This window comes from Pedobacter cryotolerans (assembly GCF_005116475.1).
Taxonomy (GTDB): domain Bacteria; phylum Bacteroidota; class Bacteroidia; order Sphingobacteriales; family Sphingobacteriaceae; genus Pedobacter; species Pedobacter cryotolerans.
This window is the reverse complement of record NZ_SWBO01000001.1, coordinates 223,683-243,650: the sequence shown is the minus strand read 5'-3', so window position 1 is coordinate 243,650 and position 19,968 is coordinate 223,683. Positions and strand designations below refer to the sequence as shown.

Below are 19,968 nucleotides of genomic sequence, written 5' to 3'. Positions count from 1 at the left end.
ATTTTTAAAAGCTAACAAAGCTCAAAATCGGCAATAGCCATTTCTTTCCCATTAACCATAATTGATAATTTATGCAATCCGCGATAAAACGTTTTGGTGGTAATTAGTTTAAAACTTTGTTTACGTATAATTTTTACTTCCGCACCTGCGGGATAAGATTTCTCGCTAATTTTAAAAACTTTGCCTGCTAAACTGCCATTATTTTTAAGATAATAAACGGTGTATTCTAAACGAATATACCGCTCAATTTTATCCTCATTTTTAAGCACAAAAGAAAATTCTAACGCATTGCCTATCGCTATTTTAGCCATTTCAATTTGAAAGTTTTTTATTCCTAAACACTTCGTGTCTAAACCATAAAAGCTTAATATTTCTGGGTGTCCACTCTTTAATAAGCTTCTACAAGCATGTTTAATAATGGCATCGGTTTCTTTACCTAAGCCTTGCCATTTTTTGGCTATTTCAATTACAATCTCTGGGTTATCTTTTGTAATGTCATTTAAGTTATTTGCCACACTTCTACGAACATATTCAGATGGATCTGTTTTCAGATTTTCTAAAATTGGAAGTATTGTAGAGGGATCTCTTTTTAAAGCTGGTATAGCTGCACCCCAAGGCAAACGTGGTCTACAGCCCTCACTTGCAAAGCGCCTAACATGATAATTTTGATGTGTTGACATTTGCAACATATCTGCCATTAATTGATTGCCATATTTTAGCAAAAACGGACGAATAGCAAATTCAGCACTTATAAATTGAGTTAAAAACACAAGCGAATTGATTGAGTTTTTATAATCAGCTAAGCCATAAGTGGCAATGTAATCTGGCAAAAACATAAACACTAATTGCTGTTCTGCAAAACCATCAGCCCTAAGTTGAGTTACAATTTTTTCTATCAATTGGGTACTTTTAGCAAAATCTGTTGGCATAAAATGATGCAGCACTTTTGTAGTATGCTTTACCCTTTCTTTCCATTCCATTTGATAAAAAGCATCATCCAAAACTAAGTCGATAAACTTAGCTGAAACAAAATCTGGTAGCGTTTTAGTTAATGTAGAGGCAAATGCCTTGTAAAATTCTTCGTTGTAAATATCTTTAATTAGGCCCATATCAATATTGGCCTGTAAATTAAAGAAACATCATTCTATTTTTAAAATTAGATTTCAACAAAGTTTAGTTTATGATTTATTTAGCAAGCGCATTAAATTTATATATTTGCACTATTGAAAAATATTATAAATCTGGTATAGGTAAAGATTTTTAAAATCTTTGTAAATAATTGGCCCCGTAGTTCAACGGATAGAATACCTGCCTGCGGTAGGCAGGGGTGTTTCCTAAACATTAGATATGGATATTTATTATGTTTATGCTATTAAAAGCGAAGTTGATGGAAGAATATATGTTGGTTTTAGTTTAGATGTTGAGAAGAGATTAAAACAGCATAATGCTGGGAAAACCAAATCTACTAAGGGATATAGACCTTGGAGATTAATTTCTACAGAGGAGGTTTTAAGTAGAATAGCTGCTAGAGCTAGAGAAAAATATTATAAATCTGGTGTAGGTAAAGATTTTTTAAAATCTTTGTAAATAATTGGCCCCGTAGTTCAACGGATAGAATAGATGTTTCCTAAACATTAGATAGCAGTTCGATTCTGCTCGGGGCTACAAAAACTAAATCGCTTCTCCATTAATTGGTAAAGTAAACCAAAAAGTACTTCCTTTGCCTATTTGGCTTTCTACACCAATTTCTCCTCCATGGCGCTTTACAATATCTGCGCTAATGTACAGCCCTAAGCCTAAGCCAGAAACCTGTAAACCAGACTGGTCTGCTCTGTAAAAACGATCAAACAAATAAGGGATTTTATCATCAGTAATGCCTGGTCCCTTATCTTGCACTTGTACATTAGCAATGTTACCCTGCTGCTCTATTTTAATTATAATATCTTTAGAATCAGGAGCGTATTTTACCGCATTATTTACCAAGTTCACAATAACCTGATCAATTCTATGCTCATCAGCATAAATCATTAGTTTATGATCACCCTCAAATAAAAGCTCGTGTTTACCTACTTCTCGAACATGATTACAGCATTTGTCCATCATTTCAGCAAAAACAAACCAGTCTTTTTTCAATCTAATTTGTCCCTCGTTCATTTTAGCTACATTCAACAAATCATCAACCAGATCTGTTACTTTATCCATACTTCTGGTAGATTGATCTATTAATCGTGGCAAAATACTCGGATTAGGGTTTTCCTTCATCCTGCTAAGCAATTGCAATGAGGCCTTTAAACTGGTTATTGGGGTTTTAAGTTCATGACTTGCAATTGAAATAAAATCATCTTTCTGTTGTTGCAAAGCTTTATATTCTGTAATATCTATTACTGTTCCTAATGTGCGCTCTGGCTCTCCATTTATATCGAAATATATGTTAGATTGAATACGCACCCAACGCATGCTATCGCTTCGCATTACCCTTGCCTCATAAAAAATCTTTCCACTGTCTTTCCCTAAAGCATGAGCTTCATTACTAATATTCTGATCTTCTGGATGATAAGATGCGATAATTTTTTCTCTTGAAATACCAGATTTTACTCCAAAAATTTCGTTAAATCTATCAGATGTTACTAGCTCGTTGGAGTTATAATGGTAATCAAAAGTTCCTATTTCTGCTGCTTGTACAGCAAGCCGAATCCTTTCTTCAATTTCTTCGATAGATTTTCTAGCTCTAACTTTTTCAGACACATCAATACCTACCACCATAATTGCAGAAACAATACCTAAAAGATCAATAACAGGTTCATACACAAAATCGATGTACATCAGTTCTGAAACCTCATTTCTCACCAAGAAAAGTTCAGCTTCTTTAGCCATATAAGCCTTTCTTGTTTCAATTACTTGCTGCATAACTGGGGCATAAGCATCCGCTGCTTCAGGCACTCCCTCCCAAATGGTTAATCCATCAATTTTTTCTCTCTTTCTACCTACCAATTCTAAGTAACGATCATTTACATCTGTTACCATTAAATCTGAAGCTCTAATTACACATATTGCAAAAGGCGCTTGTAGTATTAGATTTCTAAATCTTTTTTCGCTTAATTCTAATAAATGATGTGATTCAGTTAGTTCTTCATTAGTTGCTGCTAGCTCTTCATTAAGTGCCCCTAACTCTTCGTTTGATGCGCTAATTTCTTCGTTAATAGCGGCGAGCTCCTCATTAATCTGACGAGTCTCTTCACTCATAAGCTCAACTTGCTTTGTAGCCTTTACTAAACTGGTTACATCAGTAGCATAACAAGCAACGCCAATTACATCTTTGTCATTTCCATAAACCGGCTCGTACGAAAATGTAAAATATGCTGTTTTCATTTCACCATCTATCATCAAATCTGCACGATCATTTACAGCACGATACGCCTCGCCAGTTGCCAAAACCCTTAAAAGCAAGTGTTCAAATGGTTGATTTTCTAATTCGGGCAAAGCATCTCGCCAACGCATTCCAATCACAGTTTCGTCTTTACCCCAAGCTTTTAATGTGGCTGCATTGGCTATAGAAATGGTTAATTCCTGACCAGAAATAACATAAATAGGATATGGCGAACGCTCAATTAAGCTGTTTAATATGTCTTTATTTGATTTCATTTACACAAATTCTCCATTAAATATGCCTTTAAAGCTAAACAAGCATAGCGCAAGATAGTTTTACTTGAGGAGTTAGTAAATGTAATAAACTGAAATTTACTAAAAACCTTATCTATAAAAATCTATTCATTCGTGATAAATATATTACAATTAAAGTTTAAGCAGCGCTGATATAGTTTAAAGTGTATTGTTTTTTCGCCATTTCCATGGTGCTATTGGATTGGCATCTTTCCATAAGCCAATTCTGCTTTTTCTGGCCTCCAATTCTAGTTGATGGTATGTTTGATTGGTTGAATATTTTTTAAAATGCCAAGCCATGCCTTGCTTAACCAATTCTTGATTTACTTGCTGTTTATTCTCATTTACAATTACAGCAATTAAACGATTGTACCTATCGTAATTTTCTCCGTAAATAGTTACATTCTGACCAAAACATAAATCTGATAAGGCAATTTTAGCTTGATTACCAAAAGGTTGCTTACCACGTTTCTCGGGGCAATCGATGTGTGCTAAACGAATTTTGATGGGCGTTTCTTCGTATAAAACTTCCATCGTGTCGCCATCTATTATACGGATTACTTTGGCGACAAATGTTTGCTGCTCGAAGGTGGTGAGTATTATTGGCTGCGTAGTGTTTTGGCTACAGGAAATACCAATGAAGAGAAATAAAATGGGCGAAACAAATTTAACCTTTTTAATCATTATTTTTTTCTTAATGTTGTTTAAATTCATTCCCCGAACTTGTTTCAGCAAATTGTTTTTTTGTTTTGATGAAAATGGAAAGGATTAAATATATACCCACAATTACATCAACGATATTCCATATTTCTCTACCCAAAGCAATTTTAAAAAATGGTTGAAATAACAATACCAAAGCTATAAAAATAACCATTTCTACTTGTAGTTTTTGTAGATGCGCTTGATAAGCTAAAACGCCAAAGCCTACTATCGCAATAATCCTAAATAACTCGTAATAAGCGTATGGCATTTTTGCAAGGCAGAGAAATAGAAGAATAGCAAGGATGATTTTGATTTGGGTGGACATTAGTTAGTGATGTTTTAAATCATTGTTGAGATCTTTTAATAATTATATATATCACACCTAAAACTCCATAACCTAAACTCACATAAGTCCAGATACGTGTTTTACTATTTGGTAGTTTAGAATCTGTACAACCCCAAGCCAACCAAAATAATGGCACAAAACTAAGTATTAGCGTAATGTAAGCCCAATAATTATCGTGTCCTTTCAGCTTAAGCAATTTATAGCCTAAAAAAACATGAAGGATAAATATTGATAAAGTAATTATCAATAAAGTTATTTCCATTAAGCCCATTATTTATCCTTATTGTAAAAATTTTGATTTGTATCTTCGTCTAAGCTTATTTTTTTGCTAAATAAGCTGCGAGCTTCTCTTTCTTTCGAAAACATTGTAGCAATTCCTTCTTCATTCTTATCAAATGACATTGAATTATTTATTGAAAGTGAGCTAGCAAACTTTTCTACGTCATGGTCTGTTCCAATATAGGTAAATGTCCAACGTTTTAACTTTAAATCCTCGATTAAAAGCTTAATGTCTTTAGCTGCATATTCTTTTGATGCGTTTTCTTCTCCATCTGTTAAAACTGTTACCAATACATTGTGTTTCTCAATCATGCGTGTAACTTGAAGGAGCTTGTTTATACCAAAACCCAAGGCATCAAAAAGGGGTGTACTTGCATTTGGCTGGTATGTTTCTGCATCAATTTCATTTAATTTATTAACTGGGTCAATAAAATGAAGCAATTTTAGACCAATACCATTAAAACTAACTAAGGATATATAATGCTCCTGTTCAGGATATTCTTTTTCTATGCCTTTTATAGTTTGAACAATTTCATTGAAGCCGTGAATAATACTCTTCTTAATCGATTGCATTGAACCGCTTTCATCTAAAATGATGAGGTTGTGAACTTGATGTTTTTTCATTTTAATAATATTTAATGTAATATAAACCCGTACTCTTAATCCCAAAACTCCAGTATTTCTTGCCTTCAGTTGTTACTCCGAAACGAAAGCCAAAAAAGGCAAAACTTGTACCTAAACCATTTTTTGACACCGTAGTTCTTAAAGGTCCTAAATTTGCTGATTTTCGAAAACGCCAAGACATCTTATGATTTTTCAAACTCCATTTTATAATCAGTATCCATATATTTTAATTTTAATTTATCAGATTGAATTTCTAATACCTCAAAATCGTTTTTATTGCCTAATATTTCAGTAGAAATTATATTGTTTGATTGGTCAAAATTCCATATTCCAATACTAACTTTATCATCCTCATATAACCTAAATTCATTGTCTATATTTTTGCCATTTCTAAACATAAATTCTATCTTTTTATCCTTCTCCATATGAAGCCAAAAAATATTCTCAATTTTCAATGGTGAGGATTTAGGAATATTAAGATTATTTAGATTGTTTGCTTTAAATTCTTTAACTCGTTTTAAAGCGATTTGATTTTGTGCTTTAGCAACCTCGGTCAAAATCTCTCTATGCAAGCTTTCTTCAATTTCACGTTTAATTGTCGCTATTTGAATTTTTTTCTTGTTAGCAATACTTAAAAGGTCGCTCTTTAATTCAGAATCCTTGCGATGTTTTAAATTTGCTAAGTCCAAGCTTTGTTTTTCTTCCAAAAGCATAAGTTCATCATAAGATCCTTTACTACTCATTAACTTAGTAAGTAATGGGAGTAATTCTACCAACATAAATAATATAGTTATAGCTAAATGTGTATTTCCTTCTAAGTCATAGTAAAGAACATTAACTCTCTGGCTTACACCAATGTTATTTCGCACATACCTATCAACTTGAAGTGAATCAACTTGATTTATTTTATTAACTTTCAATAATTGGAGAGAATCTAATTCAGCCTCCCCCATATTTAACTTATTTGTTGCTTGATCCAAAAGAAGCTTATAGCTACTAGCTAATTTACCCCATCCAGGACCATGTCCTGTTCCTTTTTTCACTTCTCTATCTAAATTGGATTGTGCTACAACTTGAGCAGTTTTTTTTGACTCAACTTCTTGTTGTTTTATGATGACTTCATTTTGTATACTTTGAGAATTAGCAACACTCAATTTCTCTTTAGCTTTTATTCTTATTTTATTTTCAACTTCCTTCTCAAAAATTTTGAACTCAAGAGGTGTAGCCACAACAATACCAATCATTAAAGCTAAAGCGATACGAGGTATAGATTTAAGAATTTGAATTTTTAAGTTGTCATTTTTACTAATTGTAGCCACAATTGCTCTATCTAACGATAAAATAATGAAACCCCAGATAATCCCAATTGGAAGATAAAGCCATACAAAAGACACGCTTTCTGTGTTAAAAGCAAAGGAGAGAAAATAAGTAGCAGAAAATACTGATAGAACCGCAACACAGAATACGACAATTCCAATATTGGTGTATTTGCTAATTTCTTTGTCGTCACATTTTTTGACAATTTCAACACTGGCACCGCTGCACCAAATAAAAAAATCTCTCATTGTTAAGGTTTAATATAGGATTTGATTTTATCAACAATTGATTTTATGTTTTTTGGCTTCGATACTTTTTTTGCAATATTTGTTGAAATAGTCCCGTCACTATGGTCAATAGTTAGGTTGAAATCAATTGTTTCCAAGCTAAGTGCTATATCATAATCTATTGTCGGAATGAACTCATAATCAAGATTAATGGCTTTACCAATGTCAGGCACAATTTGGTCAAATTTGGGCACTAAATTTAGTAATTCAAGCTCATATTTGTTCTGGATTACTGTTATATGAAGTTTTACGGATGTCTCGTTAAACAATTCATTTTTGCACCAAATTCTGTATGTAGTATCTTGTTTGATGTGTTCTGAAAATTCTGTATTGTTGAATACATCTGTTTTGTTTCCGAGATTGTCTTCCAGCACTATTTCAGTTGCATTCTCAATGTCCCAATTCAACGTAACGGGAACAGAAGCAACCACAAATAAATAATTTGATGTGAAGCTTTTGATTTTTATACGGCTGTAAACTTCAACTGTTACTTCTTGTTCGATTTTTGTTTTTCCGTCTAAAGATGTCGCAACTATTTTATAGTGAGTGTGTTTTTGAGGTTCAATTTTTTTTTCTCCGCGATTGTTTAATACTTCACTTTTTCCATCGTAAAATAGTTCTACTTTTTCAGCATTTTCAATATCCCATTTTAAATCAGTTGATTTACTAAATTCGATTTTATGTTGTTTGCTTCTAAACTCTTTGATTTTAGGTAAGGCGAGTACTTCAATTCTAATTTCTTGTTCTACTTTTCCGAAAGCGTTTTCGGCAGTTAATTTATAAATTACCGATTGAGTAGGAGATACGGAAATTGAATTTTTGCCTGTTATATATCCTATTCCAGCAATATTAATGCTTTCAAAATCTTCAACATCCCACAATAATTCTACACTTTTTCCATTCAGAACTGTAGAAGAATTGGAAGTAAACCTTTTTATAATTGGCTTAGTCATTAAACTGCCAATCGCTTGATGCCATTGTTTGTAACTTAATCTTCTACTTGGGTTCTTGTATCCATAATTTACAGTTTCATCAAAAGCCTTTATGATACCATTTGGAAGTTGCTTTAATCTTTCAATATACCAATCATAAGCTTGTGGGTCTTTAAAATTGGTTTCTGTTTTATCAATTACGGGATACCTGTATTTTAAAAAATAGTTACTTATTTCATCTCGTCCTACTGTTTTCAAGAAAAACAAAGGATGAAATGGAAAAAGCAGAAAATGTACACCAATCGCAACAGCCCAAGTATCGGTATTAAAATCGACAGTTATTAAGGATTTCCCACTTCTCAATTGCTTTTGAATTTCCGGAGCAAGCCAATCACCAGGTTTTCCAAAAATTTCAGGATTGTCATTTATTGCACCTCCTTCGTAATCAATAAGGCAGAGTTTGCCTTCGGTCATATTTACGAAGAAGTTCTTAGGGTTAAGGTCGGCATATATGAAATTCATATTGCCCAAATGCTTGAAAGCTTCAACTAAATCATAAGCCATTTTTAACCTATGATTTACTGAAAGATTGTAAAATTCGTTCTTTAGTTTCTTCCTTTTATCTAAATCTGCTTCGTTGAAAAAACTATCAAATTCAATCCATTTTTTACTCTCTAAGAGATTGGCAGAATAACCAGTTACTCTTTTATTGTTGAGTGTTCCCTCAAAACTAAATTGTGGCAAAGCACCAAGTCCGTTTACCTTGTCTAAGGTTTTTTCGTTATTATCTTTTAGTTTTTCATTGTATTTTGAAATTTCATCTTGAAATCTTCTAATAGTATTAAAGCCTCTTTCATCGCTACCTGTTCCATCATTTAGAAGTATTTTTATTACTTGAATCCTTTTTAATGTTTTACCATTGGCTGATTTGCAAAGATATACTTCGCCAAAGCCGCCACTTGCAAAAGGTTTGTCGTCAATAACAAAGTGATTGATATTGTCAAACTCAGTGTTTAGATTGGTTGTCTTATAAAGGTTGCTATTGAGCTGGATTGTTTTCAATTACTTCATCATTTGAAAGGTTATTGTTGTTTTCCATTCTTTTATTATCTTGATACTGCAAAACCTGAGGTGTGATTAAGATGCCAATACTTGCATCGTCATCAATTAAAGGTTTTATTGCTTCTAAATAATTTGTTACAAATTCGTTTAAGTTTTTACGGTTGTGTTCTGCTGTTTCTTCAAAATATAATTTCAATTTTTGAAAAAATAAATTCATCGTTTCTTCAAATTTTATCCATTTCCCAGCTGAATTGCTTCCCATATTCAATTGGTCATTAGAAAAAATACCGTCGGTGCAAATCATCAAAATATCTCCAAAGAAATTGTCTTTCTTCAACTTTATTACGCTTGGCTCTGCTTCTTGAAAAGAAGAGTTTGCTGAAATTAATCTATACAAAGCTTCTTTGCCTCCGTGAGGAATAGAGTGAGGATTTAACAGGTTAACAGCATTCCATGGAAATAAATATGTAATCGGAAATTCGTTAAAATTTCCTTTTATATGCCATACCGCTCCGTTCCCTGCATATGCAATTTCCAATTCTTCTTGTTTGTTCAAAGCAACAATTGCTGTTGTTCCGTAATGATTTGGGTCATTCTCGTTTTCTGATGCTTGACCAATCAATTTGCTCTTTGCATTTTCAAAAAGTTGTTTGAAGTCTGTTATTTCAGACTTTTCAAAATTGTTGAGTAATTCAGAATTGATACTCTGAACAACTATGCTTGAAGCCTCTCCAGCAAAAGATAGACTACCTAATCCGTCAGCAACAATAATTGCGTTTTCAAGTTCTATATGTGCGTCTTGATTTTCCGTTTTGTTTGTAACTGTACCTGTTGCTGTAAGTAATTTAAATGTCGGTTTTTCCATACTTAGTATTTGCTGATAGAGACGATGTAAAAAATTGTCTCAAATCATTTTCTGAATAACTTGTCTTGAAAAAATTAGGAGCAGAAGCAACATCAAGAAGTACGTTTTTAGCCAACTTCGTTTCTTCTTCTCCAATTTGTTCTTTTGCTAAAAACAATGTTGTACAAATTTGAATTTTGTCATTTTCCTTTACTTGTTTTGAAATATTTAGAGTTTCATCTGCTTTTAAGCACAAACCATCCGATAAAACAATAATACTTACTTTATGGTCAATGCTATTTTGAAGAGCTTCGGGAGAAGATAAAAACTCTTTAGCAAGTTCTTCCGCTTTTTGCAATGCACCGCCAATAAATGTTCTGCCACCGTGTCCATTATTTACAGGATTATAGTCGGCATAATCGTCAATGTCTTCCAATGGCGTGATAGGTGTGTGAATAGTTGCATTGTCATCAAAAGTTACCACAGCAATTGAAAAATTATTTTTAATTGAACTGTTTTTGAAAAACCCTAAAAAGTCCCTTACGGAAACATTTACGTTGTCTGCCAAAGGTCGGTTTCCATCTCCGATATAATGTTGCATAGAGCCACTTCCGTCAAGCACTAAAATACCTAATTGATGGAATGTTCTTGACGACGCAACGTCTGGAATTTCTGTGATGTTACTCATTGGATTTGTTTTAATTTAGAAATTATTTATGTTTTATCAATATCTGTCCAAAGCCTCATGCAACTTCTCTCTAAAATCATAAATTTCATCAAGGCTATTTAGTTGATGTTTCTCACCAGCATCTTTTCCGTTATGAAACACTTCTATGTATTTATTAACGGTATTAAAATGAAACCTGCAGATGGGCTTACGATTATTATCATCTAATAAAACACCAAAATAAGACTGCGTATCTCTTGATGAAATTCGATCAGAAGCGATTTTTTCACGTAAAATTGCTTTTACTATTTGAAAAGCTTCTAACTCTTCGGCTGTGGTTATTACTTTATTTGTATCAGTATTTTGATCGATTGTATTTGTTTTGGTTTCATCCTGCTTTTCTATTTTTTCGTTAATGCTTAAGGCAGATTTTAACCTATGGCTAATAGATTCGTTGATAGAAATAGCTAAAGCTTTTTTGGTATAATCTTTAAATGCAAGCATTCTACTGGCAATTAAAGGCTTGTCGAAAAATCGATTAACCAATAGCTTTACAAGTTCATCTGATGGATTTTCTATTTCCTTCTCAAACTCTTTACGGATTGCCTTGATATATTTTAGCGCTTCTGCCGAATCTAAAATTGTCTCTAAATGGTATTCGTTTTTAGTGAAACTCTCTAAAATTTTAATTGAGCTATCTTTTAAATCTTCAATATCAATGGTTAAGAAAGGCTTCTCATCCATAATATTTGGTTTTTCTAAATCAGTATAAAAATTATAGATTGTCCCATTGGTTAACACGCCAAACCTTGCTTTAGAAACGTGATAATATCTGTGCAATTGAGAATTATGCGCATCTGCATTTTCTTTCCAATGCTTGCATTCGAAAATGAGGATGGGCTCGTCATTTTTTTTAATTACATAATCAATCTTTTCACCTTTTTTGGTTCCTATATCACAAATATGCTCTGGAATTACTTCTGTTGGATTAAAAATATCATAACCTAAAATTTGTATAAAAGGCATTACAAATGCATTTTTGGTTGCTTCTTCGGTGTTAATTTGATCTTTTAATCCACTTACACGCTGATGCAGCTGCTCGAGTTTTAATTTTAGTTCCATGTTATATTTTAATTTTTAAAATCTTCCTTTCAAAATGTGGCGGTTGCTCTAGCCCTACACCAGAAACAACCCCCATCATTTATCTGAGCGTAAATAGTATTTTATCTGCTATGGCAACCTTTTGCACAAAAGTAGCAGCCTGTAAGTTTCGAGATTTGGTACTTTTGTTTGGCAACGGTAATTGCATCGCTACAAAAATTAAAATCGCCTAATAAAATTCTGTTTTTAATTAAAGGCAAAAACGTACAGTTTTCTTTGTGTACTTCATGATCTCCGTTGGCTTGAGCTTGACTGTTGAGGTAGAAATTGGGCATAATTACATTGATATAGAGATGATATCAAATGTAAATACGCTAAAAGAACATTCCTTACGGGAAACCGTAAAGCGAAGAATTATTTTAAAAATTTGGTGATTTGCAGTAGAGCTTGTTCAATAAACGGGATGGAAGCGGTATCCTTTTTACTTAAAGTCCCTTTTAGGAAATTTAGGGGTAAAAGATTCCTGCCAGCAGGCAAGGTAGCGTACAGCCCGACTAACATTCATCGTAGCTGTACTTTTGCTTTACCAAATAAGAAATATGAATGTTAAATGATGCCGCCATCTTTACAAAAAACAATTAATTGTTCGTTTTTTGTAAAGCCCTGTACTTCTTTTATATGGCTTAATCGCTTTTCGATACTGCTTAAGCCTGATGGTTTGATGTTATTTTTTTCTAAATAAAACGGAATATCTTTTTGCGGCATTCCGTTAGCTAATAAAGAGATAATGGTTTTATCGTAATTGCTAAACTGATGTGGGTTTTCTACGCTTGAAGTTTGCTTTAAATTTGGCGAAAGGTATTTATTATTTTTTAAGATAGATTCAATCGCCAATTTCATGTCTTTAGCATCATGCCTAGCTTTTGGCACAAAGGCATCAATGTCTAAATCTTTAATTAAAGCTTTCGCAATTTCTAATCTATTTTCTATAGAAAATACTAAGATTTTTATTGTGGGTTGTATTAATTTAATCGCTTTAATAAGCTCTACACCACTTTTTATCAATTGTGGTGTATCATCTTCAAACGAAAGATCGGTGATTAGTAATTCATACGGATTTTTATCATTTATTGCTTTTTTAATGCGATTAATTGCGTCATCGCAATAGTATACATAGTTAGAATTGTCGTAAACAATACCAAGCTCAGTTAATGTTTTCTGCACAGAAATACTCACACTCTCATGATCTTCTGCAATTAATACTTTTTTAAACATAATAAAAGGTAGTTAGGCAACAGGAAAAGAGATTGAAATTCGTAATCCTTTTTCTAATTGTGTATCAAAGGTAATTTCCCCATTCAAATGTTTTATACGGTTTCCCGTATTTGTAAGTCCATTTTGATATTTAGGCTCTCCTTGTATGCCTATTCCGTTATCTAAATAACTGATAGTTATAACATTATCCACACTTTTAAATGAAACATCAACTTGCGTTGCTTTACTATGCTTTTTCATATTTACCATTAACTCCTGTAAAATATGTTCTATTTCATACGTGGTTTTAGGAGAAATCATAGACCAAAAATCGGTTGAATTTCCTTTAATAATTATGCTTGTATGTTGGGTTATAAATGAATTTAATAAAGACTTTATATGCTCACTAAAATTTAATTTTTTAGGGATTAAATCTTCCACTTCGTAAGATATATCTCTTGATTTTTGATACATATCATCCAATCGATCTACAATAGCTTCTCTGTCTATTTGATCCTGATTATCTATTTCTGTCATTACCCGATATAATCCATTTGCTACTACATCGTGTACCTTTTTCGACGTTTTCAGTTGATTTTCTCGAATGGCATTTTTGGTTTCTAATGCTACTTTTTGTTGCCTTTTTTTATACCAAATTTTTGCGATTATGGCGCCAGCAACCAATATAAAAATTACAAAAATTAGCATGATTTCTCTTTTAACTATCTGATATTTTTTGTCTGTATTTTCTTTTTGGAGTAACAAATTTTCTGCTTTACTTTTTTCTGCCTCAAAGCGGATAATTGCAAATTGATATTTTGATGCATTATTAGCAATTTGCACACTATCCACTAAATCTTGATACCTTAAAAAGTATGCTTTTGCTTGAATAGCTGTACTTGATTTAATTAATTTTTGTAGTGCTTGGATCTGACTATATGGGTTTTGAGTACCTATAGCGATTTGATACATTTTTGAAGCAAAATATACTGATGAATCGGGGTTTTTATTAGCGTAATAATCTGAAAGGTGCGAATAACTGGCATTTAACCCTACTATGTCACTTTTATTTTTTCTAATTTTTAGGGCGTTTAATAAATCTGGCGTAGCCCGATAATTAGAATTTTGTAACCATTTTGTATAAGCGAGGTTTGATAAAACTCTTGCGTATTCAATGGTATCAATGTTTTGCTTTAAAATTTCATTATAAATTGATAGTGATTTATTGTAATCATTTTTCCTTCTATAAGCATTTGCTATACCATTTTTTAAGATGTATAGATTTTGACTATCCTTTACATATTTTTGTGCTTTTATGTAAAACGAAATCGCACCATCATAATTGGCCAAATGCTCTGAGGCAATACCAAGATTATAAAAATTGAAATGAAGATTTTTATGATGATCTATTTTTTTGCTATCTAAATATGTAATTGCTGTTAGAGACAGCTCTTGGGTTCCTAAATAATCGTTATTATTAAGTAGAATATATGCCATATTACCATATGATTTTCCTACTCCTAAACTATCATTTCCTTGCAAATAAAAATCTTTTGCTTTACTGAAATATGAAAAGGCACTATCGTATTGATTTGCATTGCGAAATTTGATCGCTTGATCAAATAGTACATTGTTTATTTTTACATCTTTAGTGTCTGTGGTAGTACAGGAAGCTAACCATAAAACGCAAGAGAGTAGTACAAAACTTAAATTTTTCACAATATGGGATTTGACCCAAAAATAGAAAAATAAAACAAACGAATTATTTGTTTAAAAAATGATACAAAATAAGGTTTAAGTTAAAATAGGTGATTGGATCACCTATTTTATACAATATATTATTATGGATTTGGAGGAGGAACATGTCCATTTTCTCCTGCTGTACTACCACCACCAACGCCACCACCAGTGCTTCCGCCACCTGTTCCGCCTCCAGTATCCCCTGTACCATCATCATCACCTGGAATAGTTTCGCCAGGGTCATTGTTGCTTGTACTAACCATTTCAGTATTAGTTTGATAATTTGAGGTTTCGCTTGGAGACACCAAGCCTAAAAAAAGTGCTATAAAATATGGTAAAAACATGATTCAAAAATTTTAGATAATGAAATACTGCGTAGCTCCACACGACCGCCGTGAGGTTCACTACATTTGTAAATCAGAAGGCCTTCTGAAATTTTTGGGAAGTTTTTTGAGCTTCAATCGTGGTAAGCAAATCACTGCTTCCCGTTCGGTAATCAGTTACCACGATATTCACTCTTAGCAATCAATTCCTGCATTTTAATTGAATGCATTTGCTGTTTGCTGATACAAAGGTGGGGGCTGAAAGAGCTTTAAAGTAAGGAATTCCGATGATTCCGATAGCGTTCTGATAATTCTGATAGAATTCTAAAAATGAACTAACAATCCAGAAATTTGGCTTAGTTTTGCAGCATTAATTCTCTCGAAATGTTTAAAAATTATAAAAAAGAGGTAATTCTTGATTACCAAAAAAAAGCAGTAGGCAGTGGTTTTTCGCCTAATTTATCAAATCCTAAACCCGCTAAGCTAAGAGACGAATGCTTGAAGGTTTATTTTGAAAGACCAATAAAAGAAGATGAAGCAATTTTAAGAGCTTTTTTTGATCTGCCAAGTAAGGGAGACGATTATAGTCAAAGTATCCGATCCGTTGACATAGATAAATTTAAACCTCTCATAAACTTTTTGCAAGAAAAAACGAATGATACTGACGATAGAAACATTGAGCTATTAGCTTGGCTAATTGATTTTGAATTACGTCCTTTTAGCGCATGGAAAAATATTAAAAGAGAAAATCCAAAAAGCTCAGATAAGTTAAATAAAACAGCCCAATTCTTCTCAACAAAGAAAACGAGAAATATTACTATTGCAACAATTTTAGTAGCGGGAGCTACGTTAGCAGGAATTACTACTCAACCTCCTAAACAATGTATGTATTGGACAGGCGAACGTTATCAAGCTATTTATTGCGATCAGAAAATTGGGAACACCCCAATTATTGCCTTAGACACTTTCAAAGTAACAAACCAAAAAAGAATAACTCGCCCAGATACACTTACAAAATTTTCACTTGGTAAAGTTTGGCACATAAAAATAGATAGAGATAGTGCAGAGTTTTATACCTCTGGCGGAAATTACCCTTTAAATTATAAAAGAGAATTGCAGTTATCTAGCTATTATATACTAAATAAGTATGCTTTATCTAAGTATAAAACAATTAAATAAATTGTTCAGCTAAAAAAAAGGTGATTTTCATATCGAAAATCACCTTTTTAGTTTAAACCGTGTATATTTCTTTTATGCTTTTAAAGAAGTAATTTTTAAAACATAAGCTTTACCCAAACTAAATTTAAAATGATTGTCTTGCAACAATTCTTTTATTTTCGGACTGGTTAATAATACATCGTATAAATCTCTGGCTACAGCAGATCCCGAAATATTATTTTTTACTTTACCATTTTCTAGCTCTAAGCTAAAGGAATAATCAGCCTTATTTCTATTACCTAAATTGTGCAAATCTGATTTTGTAAAATTAATTTCTTGCTCTTCAGTAATTGCTTTTTTCATTTGGATAGCCAATACAGGTAAGTATCTCTTCCAAAGTGGATAATATAGATTAATTTGTGTCATCATATTTTTTTGTTGTTGTAACAGTTTTTTTGTAGAGTTTAGTTTACATGCTTACATCGTTACAATCATGTTGCATAAAACATTTAAATAATTTTAATCCCTTTTTTATATGTTATCTAAAAACAATCACTTAATAGATAATCTATAAAGGTAAATTACAAATCCTGATAATTATTTGATTAAAACTGCAAGGTAGGTTTATCTTACCACACTTCCATTCTCAAATTTTATAGCAGGTTGTACAAAAGTTAATTTACCTTCCGAATCTTCTGCCATTAAAATCATGCCTTGCGAAACAATGCCCTTAATTTCTCTTGGTGCCAAATTAACCAATAAACTAACTTGCTGGCCAATAATATCTTCTGGTTTGTAAAATTCGGCAATGCCAGAAACCACCGTTCTTTCATCTAAACCTGTGTTTACGGTAAGCTTTAATAGTTTTTTAGTTTTTTCTACTTTTTCTGCTGCAATAATAGTAGCTACGCGAATATCCATTGCGCCAAAATCATCAAATTGAATATTTTCTTTGGCCGGAACAGCTTTTGCATTTGCCTGAATATTTTCAGCTTTGCTATTATTTAGTTTATCAATTTGTGCCTGTACTTGCTCATCTTCAATTTTTGCAAATAAAAGTGTTGGTTCATTTAATTGATGGCCACGAGCTAATAAATTTAATGTACCTGCATCTTCCCATTTATGACCACCATAATTTAGCATTCTCATTAATTTATCTGCCGTGAATGGTAAAAATGGCTCTATCAAAATCTCTAAATTGGCAGCAATTTGTAAGGAGATATGCAAAATAGTTCTTACCCTATCTTCATCAGTTTTAATTACTTTCCAAGGTTCGGTATCTGCTAAATATTTGTTACCTAAACGAGCAACATTCATCACTTCGCCTAATGCTTCTCTAAACCTGTAATTTTCTATCGAAGCGCTAATTTTAGCAGGGTAGCTCGCCAACTCATCAATTACGGCTTGGTCTTGCTCGGTAATTTCCATTAACATTGGCACTTTACCATCAAAATATTTGTGGGTAAGTACGGTTACGCGATTAATGAAATTACCAAAAACAGCTACCAACTCATTGTTATTACGTGCTTGAAAATCTTTCCAAGTAAAATCATTATCCTTAGTTTCTGGAGCTGTAGCGGTTAAAACATAACGCAACACATCCTGCTGATCAGGAAACTCTAACAAATATTCATTTAACCAAACTGCCCAATTTTTTGAGGTTGATATTTTTTGCCCTTCGAGGTTCAAAAATTCGTTTGCTGGCACATTATCGGCTAAAATATAATCGCCGTGCGCCATCAGCATTGCTGGAAAAATAATACAATGAAAAACAATATTGTCTTTACCAATAAAGTGAACTAGCTTGGTACTGTCGTCTTTCCAATATTCTTCAAAGCTACATTTGTCATCTTCTGCCGGATCGATATAGTATTCTTCTGCCTTAGGATTCCAAACATCTAAAGTTGCGTAATTGCAAAGTTCTTTGGTAGCAGAAATATAGCCAATTGGCGCATCAAACCAAACATACAAAACTTTTCCATCAGCACCTTTAATTGGCACTTTAACGCCCCAATCTAAATCTCTTGTCATCGCCCTTGGCTGCAAACCAGCATTTAACCAACTTTGGCATTGGCCGTAAACATTTGGTCGCCATTCTTTATGACCTTCGATGTATGCACGTAACTTATCTTCGTATTTATCTAATGGCAAAAACCAGTTTTTAGTTTCTTTTCTAATTGGCGGCTCGCCAGATAAGGTAGATTTCGGATTGATTAAATCTGTTGCATTTAACGTACTTCCGCAGCTTTCGCATTGGTCCCCATAAGCATTTTCATTTCCACATTTCGGACAAGTACCCGTTATGTACCTGTCTGCTAAAAAAGTTTGCGCTTTTTCATCGTAATATTGTTCAGTAATTTCTTCCGTAAAAACACCATTGTCATACAATTTTTTAAAAAAAGCTGATGCGGTTTGATGATGTGTTAACGATGAAGTGCGGTGGTAGATATCGAAAGAAACACCAAATTCTTTAAAAGAATCGCCAATAATTTTATGATATTTATCCACTACTTCTTGCGGAGTAATGCCTTCTTTTTTTGCTTTTAAGGTTATTGGAACACCGTTTTCATCAGATCCACAAATAAATTTAACATCTCTTTTATTAGAGCGAAGGTAACGCACATAGGTATCTGCAGGCAAATAAACCCCTGCCAAATGACCAATATGCACCGGACCATTGGTGTAAGGCAATGCTGCCGTTACGGTATATCTTTTTATTTTACTGTTATCCAAAACTATTTTTTTATTTTGGCAAAGATAAGTTTTTTAAAAATGATTAAACAGCCAGCGCATTTAAAAAAAGGCGACAAAATTGCAATTGTTTGTCCGGCCAAAAAATTACCAAAAAGCATTGATGTTGGAATTGCGATTTTACAAAGTTGGGGCTTAGAAGTGGTAATTGGGAAAACTGTTAAAGGTTCTTACCATCAATTTGCTGGTTTAGACAGAGAACGAGCGGATGATTTACAACAATTTTTGGACGATAAAAGCATTAAAGCCATTATTGCTGGCAGAGGTGGATATGGAACCATTAGAATTATAGATGAACTGGATTTTACTGCATTTAACAAAAATCCAAAATGGCTCATTGGATTTAGTGATATAACGATTTTATTATCGCACACCTTTGCAGCTTTACAAACCCAGAGTATCCATGGGCAAATGCCTTATACTTTTGATGAAAGTACGCCAGAAGCATTAGAAAGTTTGAGAAAAATTCTATTTGGCGAACAAGTTGAATATACTTACAAGAGCGAATTTACCAACCGTATTGGCAAAGCCGAAGGAATTTTAATTGGTGGAAATTTGAGCTTGTTAATTGCTGTAGAAGGTTCTAAATCGGAAATGGATTATACCGATAAAATCTTATTTTTAGAAGATGTTGGCGAGCATGAATATTCGATAGATCGGATGATTCGCTTGCTTAAAAGAGCTGGAAAATTAGCTAACTTAAAGGGATTGATTATTGGCGCTTTTAATGAAATATCAGAAGAAAAAATCCCATTTGGGCAAACGCCTGAAGAAATTATTTGGGATTTGGTAAAAGAATATGATTACCCAGTATGTTTTAACTTCCCAACAGGACATATTGATGATAACCGTGCTATGGTTTTAGGAAAAACCGTAAATTTAACTGTTGATACAAAAAAAGTTGATTTTAAATATTTATAA

Annotated in this window: 21 protein-coding genes and 1 tRNA gene; 4 read left to right on the top strand and 18 right to left on the bottom strand. The window is 32.8% G+C overall.

Annotated elements, in window-relative coordinates:
* Window positions 1–11 precede the first annotated feature (11 nt).
* Window positions 12–1,109: a DNA alkylation repair protein gene (locus FA045_RS01135; protein WP_136873583.1), complete on the bottom strand. Its 1,098-nt coding sequence runs from the start codon at window positions 1,107–1,109 to the stop codon at window positions 12–14.
* Between the two features lie 238 nt (window positions 1,110–1,347).
* Between FA045_RS01135 and FA045_RS01130 the strand changes: the two genes are divergently transcribed.
* Entirely contained in the window at window positions 1,348–1,587 is a 240-nt protein-coding gene (locus tag FA045_RS01130) for a GIY-YIG nuclease family protein (RefSeq protein WP_136873581.1), read from the top strand.
* A gap of 6 nt (window positions 1,588–1,593) precedes the next feature.
* A tRNA-Arg gene (locus FA045_RS01125) sits at window positions 1,594–1,665 on the top strand.
* Window positions 1,666–1,671: 6 nt separating this feature from the next.
* Here the strand turns inward: FA045_RS01125 and FA045_RS01120 are convergent.
* The 15 genes from FA045_RS01120 to FA045_RS01050 form a co-directional block, all read right to left on the bottom strand.
* Complete coding sequence (locus FA045_RS01120) at window positions 1,672–3,642, bottom strand: PAS domain-containing sensor histidine kinase (RefSeq protein WP_136873579.1); 1,971 nt, start codon at window positions 3,640–3,642, stop codon at window positions 1,672–1,674.
* Between the two features lie 177 nt (window positions 3,643–3,819).
* Window positions 3,820–4,344, bottom strand: a complete 525-nt coding sequence (locus FA045_RS01115; RefSeq protein ID WP_205943074.1) for a thermonuclease family protein — start codon at window positions 4,342–4,344, stop codon at window positions 3,820–3,822.
* Between the two features lie 10 nt (window positions 4,345–4,354).
* Window positions 4,355–4,687, bottom strand: coding sequence for a DUF6804 family protein (locus FA045_RS01110; protein WP_136873575.1), 333 nt, complete (start codon window positions 4,685–4,687; stop codon window positions 4,355–4,357).
* Between the two features lie 19 nt (window positions 4,688–4,706).
* Window positions 4,707–4,970, bottom strand: a complete 264-nt coding sequence (locus FA045_RS01105; RefSeq protein WP_136873573.1) for a hypothetical protein — start codon at window positions 4,968–4,970, stop codon at window positions 4,707–4,709.
* An 8-nt stretch (window positions 4,971–4,978) separates the two neighbouring features.
* On the bottom strand, window positions 4,979–5,611 hold the full coding sequence (locus FA045_RS01100; RefSeq protein ID WP_136873571.1) for a vWA domain-containing protein: 633 nt from the start codon (window positions 5,609–5,611) through the stop codon (window positions 4,979–4,981).
* 1 nt (window position 5,612) lies between these two features.
* Entirely contained in the window at window positions 5,613–5,792 is a 180-nt protein-coding gene (locus FA045_RS19175) for a DUF4236 domain-containing protein (protein WP_136873569.1), read from the bottom strand.
* Between the two features lies 1 nt (window position 5,793).
* Entirely contained in the window at window positions 5,794–7,176 is a 1,383-nt protein-coding gene (locus FA045_RS01090) for a DUF4407 domain-containing protein (protein ID WP_136873567.1), read from the bottom strand.
* A gap of 2 nt (window positions 7,177–7,178) precedes the next feature.
* Window positions 7,179–9,209, bottom strand: coding sequence for a serine/threonine protein kinase (locus FA045_RS01085; RefSeq protein WP_136873565.1), 2,031 nt, complete (start codon window positions 9,207–9,209; stop codon window positions 7,179–7,181).
* The gene (locus tag FA045_RS01080) at window positions 9,187–10,074 is read right to left on the bottom strand and encodes a protein phosphatase 2C domain-containing protein (protein ID WP_136873563.1); all 888 of its coding nucleotides are present in this window, start codon (window positions 10,072–10,074) and stop codon (window positions 9,187–9,189) included. The genes FA045_RS01085 and FA045_RS01080 overlap by 23 nt, the downstream gene beginning before the upstream one ends.
* Entirely contained in the window at window positions 10,055–10,741 is a 687-nt protein-coding gene (locus tag FA045_RS01075; RefSeq protein WP_136873561.1) for a vWA domain-containing protein, read from the bottom strand. Before FA045_RS01075 ends, FA045_RS01080 begins: the two co-directional genes overlap by 20 nt.
* 36 nt (window positions 10,742–10,777) lie before the next feature.
* Complete coding sequence (locus FA045_RS01070) at window positions 10,778–11,842, bottom strand: type I restriction endonuclease (RefSeq protein WP_136873559.1); 1,065 nt, start codon at window positions 11,840–11,842, stop codon at window positions 10,778–10,780.
* A 101-nt stretch (window positions 11,843–11,943) separates the two neighbouring features.
* Window positions 11,944–12,156, bottom strand: a complete 213-nt coding sequence (locus FA045_RS01065) for a hypothetical protein (RefSeq protein ID WP_136873557.1) — start codon at window positions 12,154–12,156, stop codon at window positions 11,944–11,946.
* 271 nt (window positions 12,157–12,427) lie between these two features.
* On the bottom strand, window positions 12,428–13,096 hold the full coding sequence (locus FA045_RS01060; RefSeq protein ID WP_136873555.1) for a response regulator: 669 nt from the start codon (window positions 13,094–13,096) through the stop codon (window positions 12,428–12,430).
* Between the two features lie 12 nt (window positions 13,097–13,108).
* On the bottom strand, window positions 13,109–14,794 hold the full coding sequence (locus FA045_RS01055; protein ID WP_136873553.1) for a tetratricopeptide repeat-containing sensor histidine kinase: 1,686 nt from the start codon (window positions 14,792–14,794) through the stop codon (window positions 13,109–13,111).
* A gap of 122 nt (window positions 14,795–14,916) precedes the next feature.
* Window positions 14,917–15,159 (bottom strand): hypothetical protein, encoded by a 243-nt coding sequence (locus FA045_RS01050; protein WP_136873551.1) that lies wholly within the window; start codon window positions 15,157–15,159, stop codon window positions 14,917–14,919.
* A gap of 363 nt (window positions 15,160–15,522) precedes the next feature.
* On the opposite strand from FA045_RS01050, the gene FA045_RS01045 reads away from it, so the two are divergent.
* Window positions 15,523–16,317 carry a hypothetical protein gene (locus tag FA045_RS01045; RefSeq protein ID WP_136873549.1) on the top strand — a complete coding sequence of 265 codons (795 nt, stop codon included), beginning with the start codon at window positions 15,523–15,525 and terminating at the stop codon, window positions 16,315–16,317.
* Window positions 16,318–16,389: 72 nt separating this feature from the next.
* Here the strand turns inward: FA045_RS01045 and FA045_RS01040 are convergent, their stop codons facing one another.
* Together FA045_RS01040 and metG are read right to left on the bottom strand one after the other, a co-directional pair.
* Window positions 16,390–16,725: a hypothetical protein gene (locus tag FA045_RS01040; RefSeq protein ID WP_136873547.1), complete on the bottom strand. Its 336-nt coding sequence runs from the start codon at window positions 16,723–16,725 to the stop codon at window positions 16,390–16,392.
* A 195-nt stretch (window positions 16,726–16,920) separates the two neighbouring features.
* Window positions 16,921–19,029: a methionine--tRNA ligase gene (metG, locus tag FA045_RS01035; RefSeq protein ID WP_136873545.1), complete on the bottom strand. Its 2,109-nt coding sequence runs from the start codon at window positions 19,027–19,029 to the stop codon at window positions 16,921–16,923.
* A 39-nt stretch (window positions 19,030–19,068) separates the two neighbouring features.
* On the opposite strand from metG, the gene FA045_RS01030 reads away from it, so the two are divergent.
* The gene (locus tag FA045_RS01030) at window positions 19,069–19,968 is read left to right on the top strand and encodes a S66 peptidase family protein (RefSeq protein ID WP_136873543.1); all 900 of its coding nucleotides are present in this window, start codon (window positions 19,069–19,071) and stop codon (window positions 19,966–19,968) included.